This window comes from Streptomyces sp. NPDC028314, from assembly GCF_055565795.1.
On sequence record NZ_JBVHTP010000004.1, the window covers coordinates 168,005 to 181,893 of the forward strand.

Here is a 13,889-nt window from a genome sequence, read left to right on the forward strand (position 1 = left end):
GGACCTCGGGTGATCGCTATCACTTCTCTCACCTGAAGCTGACGCTCTCTCCTCCCACCCCCCGGAGGCAGTTCATGCACATCCGTAAACCCCTCATCGCGGCCGCCGCCACGGCCGCGCTGGCAGCCGGAGCGCTGGCCACCTTCGCGGGGCTCGGCACCGCACAGGCGGCGGACACCGCCACCACGGCGAGCGCCGGCGGCGTGAAGATCGCGTACTACGACCAGTGGAGCGTGTACGGCAGCGCCTTCTACCCGAAGCACCTCGACACCCGGGGCATAGCGGGCAAGCTGGACGTGATCAACTACTCGTTCGGCAACATCCACCCCACCAACCTCACCTGTTTCGAGGCGAACAAGGCGGCGGGCGACGACAACAACCCCAACGCCGGTGACGGCGCGGGCGACTCGTACGCGGACTACCAGAAGTCCTTCAGCGCTGCGGACAGTGTCAGCGGGGTCGCCGACAAGTGGGACCAGCCGATCGTGGGCGTCTTCAACCAGTTCAAGCAGCTGAAGGCCAAGTACCCGCACCTGAAGATCAACATTTCGCTCGGCGGCTGGACCTACTCGAAGTACTTCAGTGACGCGGCCAAGACCGACGCCTCCCGCAAGAAGCTCGTCTCCTCCTGCATCGACCAGTACATCAAGGGCAACCTGCCGGTCGAGGGCGGCTACGGCGGCGCGGGCAGCGCCGCCGGGATCTTCGACGGCATCGACATCGACTGGGAGTACCCGGGCTCGTCGGGCGGCCACCTGGGCAACCACTACGCCCCCGAGGACAAGCAGAACTTCACGCTGCTGCTCAAGGAGTTCCGCGAGCAGCTCGACGCGTACGGCCAGGCCAACGGCGGCAAGAAGTACCTGCTGACCTCCGCCCTCCCGGCCGGCCAGGACAAGATCAAGTACATCGAGACGGACAAGATCGGCGCGTACCTCGACTACGCGAACATCATGACGTACGACATGCACGGCGCCTGGGACGGCGACGGCCCGACGTACCACCAGTCCCCGCTGTACTCCCCGGCCGGCGACCCCACCGACCCGATCGCCCCGGGCACCCAGAAGTACAGCATCGACAACGCCATCGACTCCTGGATCGACGGCAACCCGGCCTACGGCATCACGGGCGGCTTCCCCGCCAACAAGCTGACCCTGGGCTACGAGTTCTACTACCGCGGCTGGAAGGGCGTCCCCGCCGGGGCGAACAACGGCCTCGCCCAGTCCGCGACCGGCCCCTCCGGCGCCCGGCCCACCAGCCAGCAGGCCGGCATCGCCAACTACAAGGAGCTCGGCGGCATCGTCGACAACCCGGCGAGCACCTTCTGGGACGACCAGGCCAAGGCCTCGTACTTCTACAAGGACGGCGAGTTCTTCACCGGCCTGAACCAGAAGTCCGTCCAGGCCCGGGTCGACTACGGCAAGCAGCGCGGCCTGGCCGGCGCGATGATGTACTCCCTCCTCGGGCTGGACAACAACACCACGCTGCTGAACCAGATCTCGGACGCCCTCGGCGGCACCACCCAGCCGCCGACCACCCCGCCGACCACGCCTCCGACCACTCCGCCCACGACCCCGCCGACCACGCCCCCGACGACCCCGCCCACGGGCTGCGGTTCGGTCCCGGCCTACGTCGCGGGCACGGTCTACACCGGCGGCAACGAGGTCTCCCACAACGGCCACAAGTGGAAGGCCCAGTGGTGGACGCAGAACGAGGCGCCCGGCACCACCGGTGAATGGGGTGTCTGGAAGGACCTCGGCGCCTGCTGATCTCCCCCCACCCCGCGCCGAGCGGCACCCCGCCCCGTCCCGGATTCCGGGTGCGGGGCGGAGGTGTGTCACATGGTTGCCGGATTCCGGACGCCGGAGCGTGTCGGGCTCGTTACGCTCGGCCACAAGCTCGTTCTCCGCTTGGGGGTGCCGTCTCATGGTTCAGGCCCGCGACATCGATCCCAGTGCCTCGCCGCTGGACTACTACAGCTACGAGCTGCGCCGGCTGAGGGAGGAGGCGGGCCTGAAGCAGGCGCAGTTGGGCAGCATCATCTTCTGCACGGGCTCCCTGATCGGCATGATCGAGAACGGTCGGCGGGTGCCGACCCGCGACTTCTCCGAACGAGTGGATGCTGCGCTCGGCACGGGTGGTGTGTTCTCCCGCCTGGTGGGTCTGGTCCTGCGGAGCCAGCTGCCAGCCTGGTTTCAGGCTTATGCGGAGATGGAGGCCAGGGCGACGCACATCTCCTCGTTCCAGCCTCAGCTGGTCTACGGGCTCGTGCAGACCGAGGCGTACGCGCGAGCGGTCCTCCAGGCGGGGTGGGGAGAGAAGCTCGACGAGGCGGTCGCCGCGAGGATTGAGCGCCAGCGCATCCTGACCCGGGAACGTCCGCCGCTCGTCTGGGTGGTGCTGGATGAAGCGGTGCTGCACCGGCCGTTCGGCGGCCGCGAAATAATGCGGGACCAGCTGGACCACCTGCTGAAGTTCCGGGATTCCCGCGAGACGCGGATCCAGATCCTTCCCTTCAGCGCCGGCCATCACCCGGCCACTGTTGGGGCGTTCAACGTTCTCCGGTTCGAAGGTGACCCGGATATCGTCTATGCCGAGAGCTACGGTTCGGCTCATGTGACAGCGAATCCCGAGACGGCCAGTGACTGTGCACATCGCTACGACCATTTGCAGGCCGCAGCACTCTCTCTGGAGGAATCGGCGGCTCTGATCGCCCGTGTACGGGAGGAACGTTATGGGGACTATGCAGGACCTGACGGGCATGCTCTGGCGTAAGTCCAGCTACAGCGGCGGGACCGGCGGCGACTGCGTCGAGTGTGCCCCCGTCGGCGCAGCCGCCTGGCGCAAGGCCTCGTACAGCGGAACCACCGGAGGAGACGGCCTCGTGGCCGTCCGGGATTCCAAGCGGCCCGACGGGCCGGCCTTCACCGTCGCCCCGGAGGCGTTCGGCGCGTTCGTCCGGAGCCTCTGACCGCACGCCTGAGCGGCAGCCCCTCGGCGGGGCTGCCGCTCAGGCCGGAGGGTGCGGGCCCGGCCCGTCCGGCTGCGCGGCGCCTCCGGCCTGGCGGTCGATCATGCGGGCGATCACGTCCGGGGCCACCGCCCGGGAGTAGAGCCAGCCCTGGCCCGTGTCGCAGCCGACGCGGCGGAGCCGGGCCGCCTGGCCCGCGGTCTCCACGCACTCGGCGGTGACCGTGAGGCCCAGCCGGTGCGCGAGCTGGACCAGCGCCTCGACGATGGTCTCGTCGGCCGGGTTCGGGTGCGCGCCCTCGTCGTAGCGGAATCCGCGCACGAAGGAACCGTCCAGTTTCAGAACTGATACGGGGAGCCTGCTGAGGTAGGCGAGGTTCGAGTAGCCGGTGCCGAAGTCGTCGATGGCGATCCGTACGCCCATGTCGCTCAGGGCCTGGAGGGCCTGGAGGGGGCGTCCCGCCGAGCCCATCACCGCCGACTCGGTCAGCTCCAGTTGCAGCAGCTGAGGGGCCAGCCCCGTCTCGGCGAGGATCTCCGCGACGTCGCCCACCAGGTCCGAGTCCCACACCTGCCGTACCGCCACGTTGACGGAGACGAACACCGGGGAGTCGCTGGGCTGCTCGATCTGCCAGCGGCGGGCCTGCCGACAGGCGGTCCGCAGCACCCACTGACCCAACTGCACGATCGAGCCGTCCTCTTCGGCGATCCCGATGAACCGATTCGGCGTGAGCGTGCCGAATTGCGGGTGTTTCCAGCGCACCAGGGCCTCGACCCCGCGCACCGTCCCGCTCTCCAGGTCCACCAGCGGCTGGTACTCCAGCTCGAACTCGCCCCGCTCCACGGCCGGCCGCAGCGTCGAGGAGAGCGCCTGCCGTGTCATCCGGTGCGCGTTGCGCTCCGGGTCGAAGAGGGTCCAGCGGGCTTTTCCGTCCGCTTTCGCCCAGTACAGGGTCGTGTCCGCGGCCTGCATCAGCCCGGTGGCGGAGGTCCCGGCCGTCTGGCGTTCCACGACCCCGATCGACGCGGAGACCGACAGCCGCTGCCCGGCCAGGTCGAACGGCTCCTGTACGGCGGCCAGTACGCTCTTCGCCAGGTCCGCGAGCTGCTCCGTGCCGGTGGAGTCCTCGACGAGCAGGGCGAACTCGTCGCCGCCGAGCCGCGCCACCAGATGCCCGCCCGTACGCCCGTAGCCGGACTGGTCGGCGCACTGCGTCAGGCGGGCCGCGACGGCGGTCAGCAGCCGGTCCCCGACCCGGTGGCCCAGGGTGTCGTTGACCGCCTTGAACCCGTCGAGGTCCAGGTAGCACAGCCCGATCCGGCCCGTGCCGCCCTGCTCGTACGAGGAGTGCTCCAGCGCGGCCGAGAGCCGCTCGAAGAACAGCGCCCGGTTCGCCAGCCGGGTCACGGGGTCGTGCATCTGGAGGTGCCGCAGCCGGGCCTGGAGGTCGCGCCGGTCGCTGATGTCGGCGACGGACAGCAGGACGTCCCGGGTTCCCGGGACGGGCCCCACCGTGACCTCGGTCCAGACCGAGTGCCCGTCGGGGTGTTTGAGGCGGCGGGTGCAGCGCAGCCGGGCCTGCCGGCCGCGGAGCACCTCCTGGTAGGCCTGCCAGGTGCGGGCCTCCGCCGCCAGGTCCACCAGGTCGGCGGCCTGCTGCCCGACCAGCGGGCGCGGCTCGGTGCCCAGCAGGGCGGCGAGGGCCTGGTTGGCGGCGACGACGCTGCCGTCCCGGTCGACGACGGCCATCGCCAGGTGGGCCGCGTCGAAGGCGGCCCGGAAATCGTGTGCTCCGGATGCGGGCCGGGACGGCGAGGCCGCCACCGCCCCTGCTCCCGGTCCGGTCGACATGCCCGGCACGGCCGGCACTGCTGGGTGACGCTCCGTAATGGCCGATCGGATGCTGTCGGCCGCCGAACCGGTTCCCTCTGAGGTTCCGCTCACCGTTGGCTCCCGCAGTGCTCGTGAGTGTCCGTGCAGGAAAGTGTGCCGATCATAGAGGCTGCCGGACGGCCCTATCCAGCGGCGTCGCCGGGTTGGGGGCGGCACTTCGACGAGATGACGCCGTGCTGACGGATCGTCGGTCCGATTGCGGGCGATCGTTTCTGCGCGCCTGTGAGCGCACCGGGACCTCGGCTGATCTCCCGTGATCGGTCGTGACGTTCTGTAGGCAGGGGCGTAAAGGTCAGGGGTCACCGGCTTGCCGTACTGCTCACTCGTGTGGGGCAGCGGAACAGGGCATTAGTAAGACAATCGCCTCAAGGTGGACGAGAGAGTACGAATCCACCACCGGAGGTCGATGTGTCGCGACAGCAGACACCCGGGGGAGTGGACTGCTCCCGCATTCGAAGTGCGGCCGCCGTCTTCACCTCCATGGCGGCGCTCGCCGCCATGTCGCTCGTCGCCGGTCCCGCCGTGGCCGATTCGGGGGCGGGCCCCTGCGCGCTGACCCGTACCGCGGCGCACCACTCCCTCGGCCTGGACACCTGGAACGGCGCCTACCCCAAGCCCGTGCGCACCCTGAACGCGGTCATGGTCTTCCTCTCCTTCCCCGACCACCAGCCCAAGGTCGCTCCCGAGGACCTGACCCGCGACTACTTCCCCACGACCAGCGACTTCTTCGAGCGGGCCTCCTACGGCCGCTTCCGGCTGACCCCGCACCCCCAGGAGCAGTGGATCCGGATGCCCAAGCCGTCCACCGCGTACGGAATACAGCGCGACTGGGCCCCGGAGGACCGGGCGGCCTACCTGCGGGACGCGGTCGCCACCGCCGACCCGACGGTGGACTTCAGCCGGTACGACGTCGTGTACTTCGTCGCCGACCCGGACGCGGCCGGGGTGGACTCCGACGCCACCAAGGTCGTGAACTTCGACCGGCCGATCCGCGCGGACGGCACGGACCTGCGGCGCATCGTCACCGTCTTCGAACAGCACCCGCCGGACCGCAACGTCCTCGCGCACGAGACCGGGCACGTCTTCGACCTGCCCGACCTCTACCACCGGCCGACGGACGGCAAGGGCGACTGGGACACCTACGTCGGCGACTGGGACGTCATGGGCAGCCAGTTCGGGATGGCCCCGGACCTGTTCGCCTGGCACAAGTGGAAGCTGGGCTGGCTCGACCCGTCCCAGGTCGACTGCGTCCGTACGGGCTCCTCGCTGCACACCCTCCTGCCGCTCGCGGAGGGTGTGCAGCGGGGCGCCACCGGCGGGACCCGGCTCGCGGTGGTCCGTACCGGCCCCGGCAGTGCGATCGCCATCGAGGCCCGCGGCTCCGCCGGCAACGACGGGGACACCTGCACGGAGGGCGTGCTGGTCTACCGGGTCCGCAACGAGGCGGCCTCGGGCGGCGGACCCATCGAGGTGCTGGACGCGCATCCGGCCACCGAGGCGTGCTGGGACCGCTCGGTGTACCCGCCGCTGGCGGACGCGCCACTGGAGGTGGGCGAGTCCTTCACGGTCCCGGGGGAGCGGATCCGGATCGAGGTGGCGGACCGCACCCCGTCCGGCGCGTACACCGTGAAGATCACCACGTAGGAGCGGGACACGAAAAAGGCCCCCACTCGCGTGGGGGCCTTTCTCCGTCTGTGCGCCGCCAGGGACTCGAACCCCGGACCCGCTGATTAAGAGTCAGCTGCTCTAACCAACTGAGCTAGCGGCGCTTGCTGACGTCGTAGACATTAGCATCCGGATCCGCCGAACCAAAAATCGATACCTGCAGGCGGGCGGCGTGCAGGAAGGCCCAGAGCAGCGAATCCGCACCCGGCAGCCAGGGCCGCCGGGCATCCGGCGCCACCAGCCAGCGGGACGGGCCGGGGGTCGCGGCCAGCGGGGGCACGGTGACGGCGTCGCCGTGCCCGTGGCAGAGCGGGGCGGCGGTGGCCGGGCTCCACTCCTCCCAGGCCAGCAGGGCGGGCAGCCGGTGGGCCGTACCGGGCGCGGCGAAGAGCAGCATCCGGCCGCGGTGCACGGCCGCGGGCCCGCAGCCGGGGCCCTCGGCCCAGAGCAGGTCCAGCATCCGGCGCCCGAGCACGAGCGGGACGTTGACGACGTCGAAGGCGCTCCCGCAGGGCAGCACGGCCGACGCCGTGGGCCGGCCCTGCCAGGCGGCGAGCGCGCTGCCCGGGTCCGCGCACGCGGAGGCGAGCCAGGCCGCGCCCTCGGGGGTGACCAGGGTCGCGGGCGCGGGAGCGGTGCGGGCTTCGAGGGCGGGGCAGCCGGTCAGGGTCGTCATGCCCTCAGGTCTACCGGGGGTAGTGCTCCGCTTCCGGGGAGTTACGGGAATCCGGGACAGCCGGGGCGGGACCGGAGTATGGTGCGCCCCGCATATGCCAGTTGCCGTGGCCGCGGGGTAGCCGGGCGCGGTGCGCCGGGCGGCGCAGGGGCCGCCCGGCAGGGGGTCACGCCTCGTCCGGGCGGCCTTCGCTCAGCAGGGTCTCGCCGAACTCGATCATCTTGACCGCGTAGTCCTCGGTCCACTCCGCCTGCTCCGCGATGGCCGCCGCGGGCAGCCGGTCGAAACGGCGCGGGTCCGCCAGCTGCGCCGCCGCGATCGCCTGGAACTCCACCGCCCGGTCCTGCGCGGCCCGGAAGGCCAGCGTCAGCTCGGTGGCACGGGTCAGCAGCTCCCGCGGGTCGTCTATCGACTCCAGGTCGAAGAAGTGCTCCGGGTCCGTGGCCACCTCCGAGGGCTCGAAGAGCAGCGGCGCGGGCCGCAGCCTCCGCTCGGTGCGCTCGGGCTCTGCCATGCGTGTCCTCCTGCTGCGCGTACGAAATCCCTTCCGGGCCACCCTCCATTGTCCAACGTCGCGCAAGGGTGCACCCGTGGCCTCAGACGGCCGCCGGCTCCTTCGCCAGCGCCGCGACGTCGTCGAGCACCCCGGCGAGCTCGCCCGCGAGCCCCTCCGGCGCCTCGAATCCCTCGTCCCCGACCAGTGCGTTGATGCCGGGGATCGCCACCGAGCGCCCGGCGGGCACCATGCCGACCCGGTTCAGCACGGGCTTGAGCATCTCGGCGGCCGGCGCTCCGCCGGTGGGGCCCGCGCTGTAGCTGACGATGCCGACCGGCTTGCCCTGCCACTCGCGGTAGAGGAAGTCGATGGCGTTCTTGAAGGGGGCGGTGTAGCCGCCGTTGTACATCGGCAGGACGAAGACGAACGCGTCGGCGGAGTCGATCAGGGCGCTCCACGCCAGGGTGTGCGGGTGGGTGTAGATGCCGCTGGAGGCGTACTCGGGCTCGTCCAGGAACGGCAGCGCGATCTCCGCGAGGTCGACCGGGGTGACGTCGAATCCGCCGTGCGCGCGGGCCTGGCCGGTGACCCACTCGGCGAGCGGGCGGCCCGAGGAGGTGGGGCGGGTGGCGGCGGAGATGACGTACAGGCGGGTCATGGCGTGAACTCCCTCTGGCTTTGGGCGTGGTGCGTGGGTGCGGTGCATGGGTGCACTCTGGTGGTTGACGTGTCACCTAGCAAAGCCGGGCGGTCTTGATATGTCAACTAGATAGGTGACGTGTCATCGACCTGGTTAGAGTTGTCCCATGAGCAAAGCCCCCGACCCCGCACCCCGCTGGCTCAGCGATGCCGAGCAGCAGGCCTGGTACGCGTGGCGGCGGATGTTCCCGCTGGTCAACGCCGGGATCGCGCGTGATCTGACCCAGGACAGCGCCCTCTCCGAGGCCGACTACGACGTCCTGTCCGTCCTCGGCTCCACCGAGGACCACCGCATGCGGATCAGCGGGCTCGCCCACCTGATGCAGTGGTCCCGGAGCCGGCTCTCGCACCAGCTCACCCGGATGGAACAGCGCGGCCTGGTCCGCCGCGAGGAAGTGGCCTCGGACGGCCGCGGGGCCGAAGTGGTGCTGACCGCGGCCGGGGTGGACACCATCACCACGGCGGCGCCGCTGCACGTGGAGTCCGTACGGCGGCACCTGATCGACACCCTGACCGAGGAACAGCTGCGGACCCTCGCCGAGATCGGCGAGGCGGTCCGCACGCGCCTCGGCATCGAACGCAAGCGGTAGCGGCCCTACGGCTTCCAGCCCACCCGGTGCTCCGCCAGGTGCGCCAGCACGGAGTGGTTCGCCTCCCAGCCATCCGGAAACTTCACCGATACCCCCAGCTGCACCGGCTCCGTCGACGGATGGTCGTCCAGCAGCTCCGCGATGCCCGCCCGGGCCACCACCACGCACGCGTGCCGGTGCCGGGAGGCCAGTACGCACAGCCGGCCCGTCTCCAGATGGAAGGCCGTCGCGTCCGGCCGGCCCGACAACGGGTGCAGGACCACCGTCAGGTCGTACTCGCGCCCCTGGAGCCGGTTCGCGGTGTCCACGGTGACCCCGGCGACCCCCAGCCCGGCCAGGGCGGCCCGGACGGCGGCGGCCTGGTCCCGGTGCGCGGTGCCCACCGCGATCCGGTCGGCGGTCAGCGGCGCCGGGCCCCCGGGATGCTCGTCCACCGTCACCGCGCCCCGGTCCAGCGCCCGGCGGACCACCAGGGCCACCGCCCGCACCGCCTCCGGATCGGTGCGCGGGGTGTGCCGCGCGGGCAGCTCCAGCAGGCCCCAGCCCGACTCGGCGGCCTCGTCCAGCACCCGGTCCGGGCCGGACCCGTCCGAGGCGACCCCGTACGACAGCCGCCGCTCGCCGGGGCCCGTACCGCTGCGGAACCGGCTGTACGGGTAGAAGGCGCGCGAGACCAGCGGCGCGGCCGTCGCCGGGAGCCGCCAGGACACCGGCAGCCGGTGCTGCGGCAGCCCCGGGTTGTGCGCCAGCAAGGTGGACACCGCCGACGCCGAAGGGTCGTAGGACAGCCCCGCCCACTGCTCGGCGCCGACCACGCTGAACGGGTCCAGCTGCCCCGGGTCGCCCACGAACAGCGCCCGCTCGAACAGCCCGGCCACGGCCAGCAGCGCGTCCGAGCGCATCTGGTACGCCTCGTCCACGATGGCGTGCTCCCAGGGCTCCGTGTCCTTCACGTACGCCCACTTCGCCGCCGTCGAGATGGTGATCGGCAGCTCGGCGAGGTCCCCGGCCTTCGCGGACAGGGTCACCGAGGGCAGCTCGCGCAGCGCCGGGTCGTAGGCGTCCCCGTCGCTGCTGTGCAGCCGGCCGACCTTCAGCCCCGGGTCCTTGCCGTGCAGCCGCAGCACCAGGTCGTCGACCTGCGCGTTGGTCTGCGCGACGACCATCAGCCGGCGCCCGGCGGTGGCGAGCTCGCGGGCCGCGCGGACGACGAGCGTGGACTTGCCGGCCCCGGGCGGGGAGTCGACCACCACACCCCGCTCGGCGCCGTACAGGGTGTCGTGCAGGATGGCGGCGGTCGCCTTGTCCGCGGCCGCGCCCGGATCGAAACTCACAGCAGGTCCTCGGCGGTCAGGGGATCGGGCGCGGAACCGGGCAGCACGCCGGCGGTCAGGTGCGCCGGGGGCCCGCCGTGCGTCCACGGGGTCCGCTCCGGATCCGGCAGCTTGGGGCCGCCGCGCGCGTCGTGCTCGAAGAGCGTCCAGCACACGCGGTCGCCCTTCTCCGGCACCGAGCCGGACACCGGCTCCTTGCCGCTGCCCATCTTGTCGAGCAGCCGCAGCACGATCTGCCCGGCCTCCTCGAAGCGTACGAACTCGGCGGCCTGCGGGCGCCCGTCCAGCGAGCGGTACACCTTCCCGCCCCCGCCCTCGGCCAGCTGCGGCCGGTCCTCCGAGGCCACCGTCACCAGCGGGCGCGGGCGCGGCCGCTTGGCCTCGGTCCACTCCATGACCACCTCGGTGACCTCACCGGCGAAGGCCTCGCCCGACAGGCGCCGGCCCGCCATCACCAGCGGGTCGTCGAGCGCCTCCTGGGCGTCGAGCCGGACCTGCTCGGTCTCCCGGGTGGCCAGCTTCTGGGCCGCCGTCACCGCGTCGTCGCGGCGCGGCTGCGGGGGCTCGCCCGCCCGGACCCGGTCGCGGTGGCCGGTGTACGACCAGCGGTCGCGGGTCCAGCGCTCCTCGGCCCGCTGCGCGGCGGGCAGTTCGCGCAGCAGCTCCAGCGAGCGCCACACCGCCGCCCAGGTGGGCCGCATCTGGTCCGCGACGAGTTCCCGCACCGCCCGCTCGGCCCGGTCCAGGGCGTCCCGCTCGCCCGAGGCGCGCGCCGCGTCGTAGCGGGCCATGGCCGGGGCCAGCAGCTTGTTGTCGAAGGCCGGGTCGGTGGCCGGTCCGGCCGGCGGGACCAGCAGCCGGCCGTCCCGGTCGCGGGCCAGTTCGGCGCGCAGGGCCGCCTCGGCGCCGGTTTCGCCCTCCGGCGGGGCTATCCAGGCGAGGAGGGCGCCCAGGTGCTGGTCCTCCAGGTTGCTCTGGCCGGTCGCCCAGTGCCGCCCGAGCAGTTCCGTCGCCGAGAGCAGCATGGCGGATCCGGGGACCCGGGAGCGCTCGCCGAGATGGGTGAACCAGCGCCCCAGCAGCGGCACCCGGGCGGGGGCCGGGTACGGGTTCTCCGGGTCCTCCTCGGCCGTCCGCCGGAACCGCATCGACCGGCCGAGGAGGCGGACGTACTCCACTCCCGCCGCGCTCGGCACGATCACCTGCGGGGCGTCCAGGCACAGCTCGGCGGCGACCTTGCTCCTGGCGCCGGTCTCGGGATCGGTCTCGGTGCGCTCCACGAGCTCGACGTCGTCCGCGTACGAGTCCACGTACGGCAGCACCAGGTCCGCCAGCTCCGCCAGGAACGCCCAGCGCAGGTCCCGGTCGCGCGGCTGCGGGACCACGAGCAGCCCGGGCCGGGCCGGGTCCGTGCCGACCAGGGCCCCCAGCGGGGCGCCGGCCTCGCCGGCCGTGGTCAGCGGTACGAGGACCAGCGGGCGCTCGCTCAGATGCCGGTGCCGCACGGTCGCCAGGGCCTGGGCGCGGCCCGCGCGGACCGCCTGCAGCCGCGCGAGGGTGTTCAGCAGGGGCATGCGACGGCCTCCGGGGAGGTGCGGGCGGGGGCGAGCGCCAGGGCCTCGGCGCGCAGCCGGGCGGCCTGGTGCAGCGCGGCGGCGGTGGGGTCCTGGTCGGGTCCGGCCTCGGAGCCGGCTCCCGCGGCCGCCGCGAGGGCCTGCTCGACGGTGGTCAGTCCGCCCAGCTCGCCCCGTAGCGAACGGCCGAGCGCGGTGACCTCGTCGGCGGCGCGGGCCCGCTCCCGGCAGTGGAAGGCCAGCTCGCAGGAGGCCAGGCACTCGGGGGCGTACGCGGCGGAGACGGCGGACACCGCCTCGGTCAGCTCCTCGGCGGGCCGGGCGGGATCGAAGCACAGCCCCTCGGGCAGGGCGGTGGCCAGTTCCTCGACCCGGGTCAGCCGCTCCAGCTGGCGCAGGGTCACGGAGCGCTCGCGCCGGATGTCGACGAGGGCGGCGGTGGGCAGGTTGGAGAAGTCCTTCGGGCAGACCAGCAGCACCTGGTGGCCCACGGTGGCGCCGGGCAGTTTCCCGGCGGTCTTCTCCAGGGCGAGCACGTACACCGCGGACTGCCGGGCGGCGGCGCCCACCTTCGCGGCGTCGGCGCCCCCGTCGATCATCGGGAACGATTTGATCTCCACCACGGTCCAGCGGCCGTCGGGGTGCACCACGACGGCGTCCGGTTCCAGGTAGGCGGGGGCGCCCGCCACCTCCAGGGCCAGCATCGGATGGTCCAGCAGCGTCCAGGTCCCCGCGGTGGTGGCCTCGCGCAGGGCCAGCGCGGTCCGGGCGGCACGGCCCTGCGGCCCCGCGGCCGTGAGGTCGGGCACCAGGGCGTCCGGTCCGGGGGCTTCGCTGCCGGCGCCGAGGTGCTCGTGGACCAGCCGCAGCAGCTCGGCGCCCCCGTCGCCCTTGACCTTGGCCTCGAAGGAGTTGCCGCGGACTATGGCGAACTGCGACTGCCCGAACGCGGCCGGGGAGCCGAGGGCAGCGGCGAGCGCCGTCTTGTCCACGCCGGCCCCGTCGAGCAGGGCCCGTCTGCCGCAGCCCGGGTTCGCGGCGAGCGCGGCGAGCGCCCGGGCGTCGAGCGGGCGGGGCGGCACGGCCGGGCCGCGCAGGTCAGCGAGCCGCTGCCGCAGTGTCGTCGTCTGCGGTGTGTGCTGCGGAGGGCCGCCGGTCGGGTAGGAGCTCACGGGCGGAAGTGTCCCATCCGCCACTGACAATCGTGGTCTTACGCCGGAAAACGGCAGCTCCCGAGCCGGATCGGACGGCGCCGAGGCGCTGAGCGGCCCAGAATCCGAGGCCCATCACGACGGCTCCGCCGACGGCGTCCAGGAAGTAGTGGTTGGCGGTGCCCATGACCATCAGCGCGGTGACGGCCGGGTAGGCGGCCCCGAGCGCGCGCAGCAGCGGGCGCCGTCCGTGCGTCCACAGCACGACCCCGCACCACAGGGCCCAGCCGACGTGCAGGCTCGGCATGGCCGCGTACTGGTTGGTGAACGATCCCAGCCCGCGCGGGGCGCTGGCCTCGCCGCCCCACCAGCCGTAGGCGCTGTACTGGGCCATCGTGTCGGTGAACCCGTACGGGCCGTCGAGGAGCCGGGGCGGGCAGGTGGGCAGCAGGCAGAAGCCGACCAGTCCGAGGAGGGTGGAGACCGTCAGCCAGGTGCGGGCGGTGCGGTAGTGGTCGGGGCGCCTGCGGTAGAGCCAGACCAGTACGGCCGGGGTGACGAGGTAGTGCAGCGAGGCGTAGCCGAAGTCGGCGGGTATGCCCAGCCAGGGGGTCCGCGTGAACAGCCGGTTGAGCGGCCGTTCGAAGTCGATGCTCAGCAGCTCCTCGGTGCGCAGGAGGGCGAGTCCGTGCTCGACTGCGAGGCCGACGTCGCCCCGCGCGAGGAGTCTGCCGCCCGAGTACGCGCCGTAGACGAGTCCCAGGAGCAGCAGTTCTGCCCACCATCGAGTGGGCCGCTGCCGAGTGGTCATACGGTGTAGGACGCCTGTGCGACGGGAGG

General features: G+C 72.4%; 13 protein-coding genes and 1 tRNA gene. 5 read left to right on the top strand and 9 right to left on the bottom strand.

Going from position 1 to position 13,889, the window contains the following annotated elements:
• Positions 1–74: 74 nt before the first annotated feature.
• The 3 genes from ACZ4TG_RS11715 to ACZ4TG_RS11725 all read left to right on the top strand — a co-directional run bounded on the left by ACZ4TG_RS11715 (position 75) and on the right by ACZ4TG_RS11725 (position 2,971).
• Complete coding sequence (locus tag ACZ4TG_RS11715; RefSeq protein ID WP_468161759.1) at positions 75–1,769, top strand: glycosyl hydrolase family 18 protein; 1,695 nt, start codon at positions 75–77, stop codon at positions 1,767–1,769.
• A gap of 157 nt (positions 1,770–1,926) precedes the next feature.
• Positions 1,927–2,775 (top strand): helix-turn-helix domain-containing protein, encoded by an 849-nt coding sequence (locus ACZ4TG_RS11720; RefSeq protein WP_468161761.1) that lies wholly within the window; start codon positions 1,927–1,929, stop codon positions 2,773–2,775.
• Positions 2,735–2,971 carry a DUF397 domain-containing protein gene (locus tag ACZ4TG_RS11725; RefSeq protein WP_468161763.1) on the top strand — a complete coding sequence of 79 codons (237 nt, stop codon included), beginning with the start codon at positions 2,735–2,737 and terminating at the stop codon, positions 2,969–2,971. The genes ACZ4TG_RS11720 and ACZ4TG_RS11725 overlap by 41 nt, the downstream gene beginning before the upstream one ends.
• A 39-nt stretch (positions 2,972–3,010) precedes the next feature.
• Here ACZ4TG_RS11725 and ACZ4TG_RS11730 read toward each other — a convergent pair whose 3' ends face one another.
• A complete protein-coding gene (locus ACZ4TG_RS11730; protein WP_468161765.1) occupies positions 3,011–4,822 on the bottom strand; it encodes a putative bifunctional diguanylate cyclase/phosphodiesterase in 1,812 nt (603 codons plus the stop codon).
• Positions 4,823–5,272: 450 nt separating this feature from the next.
• Between ACZ4TG_RS11730 and ACZ4TG_RS11735 the strand changes: the two genes are divergently transcribed.
• The gene (locus ACZ4TG_RS11735; protein WP_468161767.1) at positions 5,273–6,508 is read left to right on the top strand and encodes a M6 family metalloprotease domain-containing protein; all 1,236 of its coding nucleotides are present in this window, start codon (positions 5,273–5,275) and stop codon (positions 6,506–6,508) included.
• 51 nt (positions 6,509–6,559) lie between these two features.
• On the opposite strand, the gene ACZ4TG_RS11740 is transcribed toward ACZ4TG_RS11735, so the two are convergent.
• From ACZ4TG_RS11740 to ACZ4TG_RS11755, 4 genes are all read right to left on the bottom strand, one after another.
• Positions 6,560–6,633, bottom strand: a tRNA-Lys gene (locus tag ACZ4TG_RS11740).
• Positions 6,624–7,205 carry a bifunctional DNA primase/polymerase gene (locus ACZ4TG_RS11745; protein ID WP_468161768.1) on the bottom strand — a complete coding sequence of 194 codons (582 nt, stop codon included), beginning with the start codon at positions 7,203–7,205 and terminating at the stop codon, positions 6,624–6,626. The genes ACZ4TG_RS11740 and ACZ4TG_RS11745 overlap by 10 nt, the downstream gene beginning before the upstream one ends.
• 166 nt (positions 7,206–7,371) lie before the next feature.
• Positions 7,372–7,719 (bottom strand): hypothetical protein, encoded by a 348-nt coding sequence (locus ACZ4TG_RS11750; RefSeq protein WP_468161769.1) that lies wholly within the window; start codon positions 7,717–7,719, stop codon positions 7,372–7,374.
• A gap of 82 nt (positions 7,720–7,801) precedes the next feature.
• Positions 7,802–8,359: an NADPH-dependent FMN reductase gene (locus ACZ4TG_RS11755; protein ID WP_468161770.1), complete on the bottom strand. Its 558-nt coding sequence runs from the start codon at positions 8,357–8,359 to the stop codon at positions 7,802–7,804.
• Between the two features lie 148 nt (positions 8,360–8,507).
• On the opposite strand from ACZ4TG_RS11755, the gene ACZ4TG_RS11760 reads away from it, so the two are divergent.
• The gene (locus tag ACZ4TG_RS11760; protein WP_468161771.1) at positions 8,508–8,990 is read left to right on the top strand and encodes a MarR family winged helix-turn-helix transcriptional regulator; all 483 of its coding nucleotides are present in this window, start codon (positions 8,508–8,510) and stop codon (positions 8,988–8,990) included.
• Positions 8,991–8,995: 5 nt separating this feature from the next.
• On the opposite strand, the gene ACZ4TG_RS11765 is transcribed toward ACZ4TG_RS11760, so the two are convergent.
• The 4 genes from ACZ4TG_RS11765 to ACZ4TG_RS11780 are packed head-to-tail and all read right to left on the bottom strand — an operon-like array spanning position 8,996 to position 13,860.
• Positions 8,996–10,324, bottom strand: a complete 1,329-nt coding sequence (locus tag ACZ4TG_RS11765) for an AAA domain-containing protein (protein WP_468161773.1) — start codon at positions 10,322–10,324, stop codon at positions 8,996–8,998.
• Complete coding sequence (locus tag ACZ4TG_RS11770; RefSeq protein ID WP_468161774.1) at positions 10,321–11,898, bottom strand: hypothetical protein; 1,578 nt, start codon at positions 11,896–11,898, stop codon at positions 10,321–10,323. Before ACZ4TG_RS11770 ends, ACZ4TG_RS11765 begins: the two co-directional genes overlap by 4 nt.
• Positions 11,886–13,070, bottom strand: a complete 1,185-nt coding sequence (locus ACZ4TG_RS11775) for a hypothetical protein (RefSeq protein ID WP_468161775.1) — start codon at positions 13,068–13,070, stop codon at positions 11,886–11,888. The genes ACZ4TG_RS11770 and ACZ4TG_RS11775 overlap by 13 nt, the downstream gene beginning before the upstream one ends.
• Positions 12,997–13,860, bottom strand: coding sequence for a phosphatase PAP2 family protein (locus tag ACZ4TG_RS11780; protein ID WP_468161776.1), 864 nt, complete (start codon positions 13,858–13,860; stop codon positions 12,997–12,999). The genes ACZ4TG_RS11775 and ACZ4TG_RS11780 overlap by 74 nt, the downstream gene beginning before the upstream one ends.
• Positions 13,861–13,889 lie beyond the last annotated feature (29 nt).

Excerpts from the sequence above, each read along its gene's own strand:
- ACZ4TG_RS11730 (WP_468161765.1), bottom strand. The coding sequence starts at position 4,822 with ATGTCGACCGGACCGGGAGCAGGGGCGGTGGCGGCCTCGCCGTCCCGG.
- ACZ4TG_RS11755 (WP_468161770.1), bottom strand. The coding sequence starts at position 8,359 with ATGACCCGCCTGTACGTCATCTCCGCCGCCACCCGCCCCACCTCCTCG.
- ACZ4TG_RS11725 (WP_468161763.1), top strand. The coding sequence starts at position 2,735 with ATGGGGACTATGCAGGACCTGACGGGCATGCTCTGGCGTAAGTCCAGC.
- ACZ4TG_RS11745 (WP_468161768.1), bottom strand. The coding sequence starts at position 7,205 with ATGACGACCCTGACCGGCTGCCCCGCCCTCGAAGCCCGCACCGCTCCC.
- ACZ4TG_RS11760 (WP_468161771.1), top strand. The coding sequence starts at position 8,508 with ATGAGCAAAGCCCCCGACCCCGCACCCCGCTGGCTCAGCGATGCCGAG.
- ACZ4TG_RS11715 (WP_468161759.1), top strand. The coding sequence starts at position 75 with ATGCACATCCGTAAACCCCTCATCGCGGCCGCCGCCACGGCCGCGCTG.
- ACZ4TG_RS11750 (WP_468161769.1), bottom strand. The coding sequence starts at position 7,719 with ATGGCAGAGCCCGAGCGCACCGAGCGGAGGCTGCGGCCCGCGCCGCTG.
- ACZ4TG_RS11770 (WP_468161774.1), bottom strand. The coding sequence starts at position 11,898 with ATGCCCCTGCTGAACACCCTCGCGCGGCTGCAGGCGGTCCGCGCGGGC.
- ACZ4TG_RS11780 (WP_468161776.1), bottom strand. The coding sequence starts at position 13,860 with ATGACCACTCGGCAGCGGCCCACTCGATGGTGGGCAGAACTGCTGCTC.
- ACZ4TG_RS11720 (WP_468161761.1), top strand. The coding sequence starts at position 1,927 with ATGGTTCAGGCCCGCGACATCGATCCCAGTGCCTCGCCGCTGGACTAC.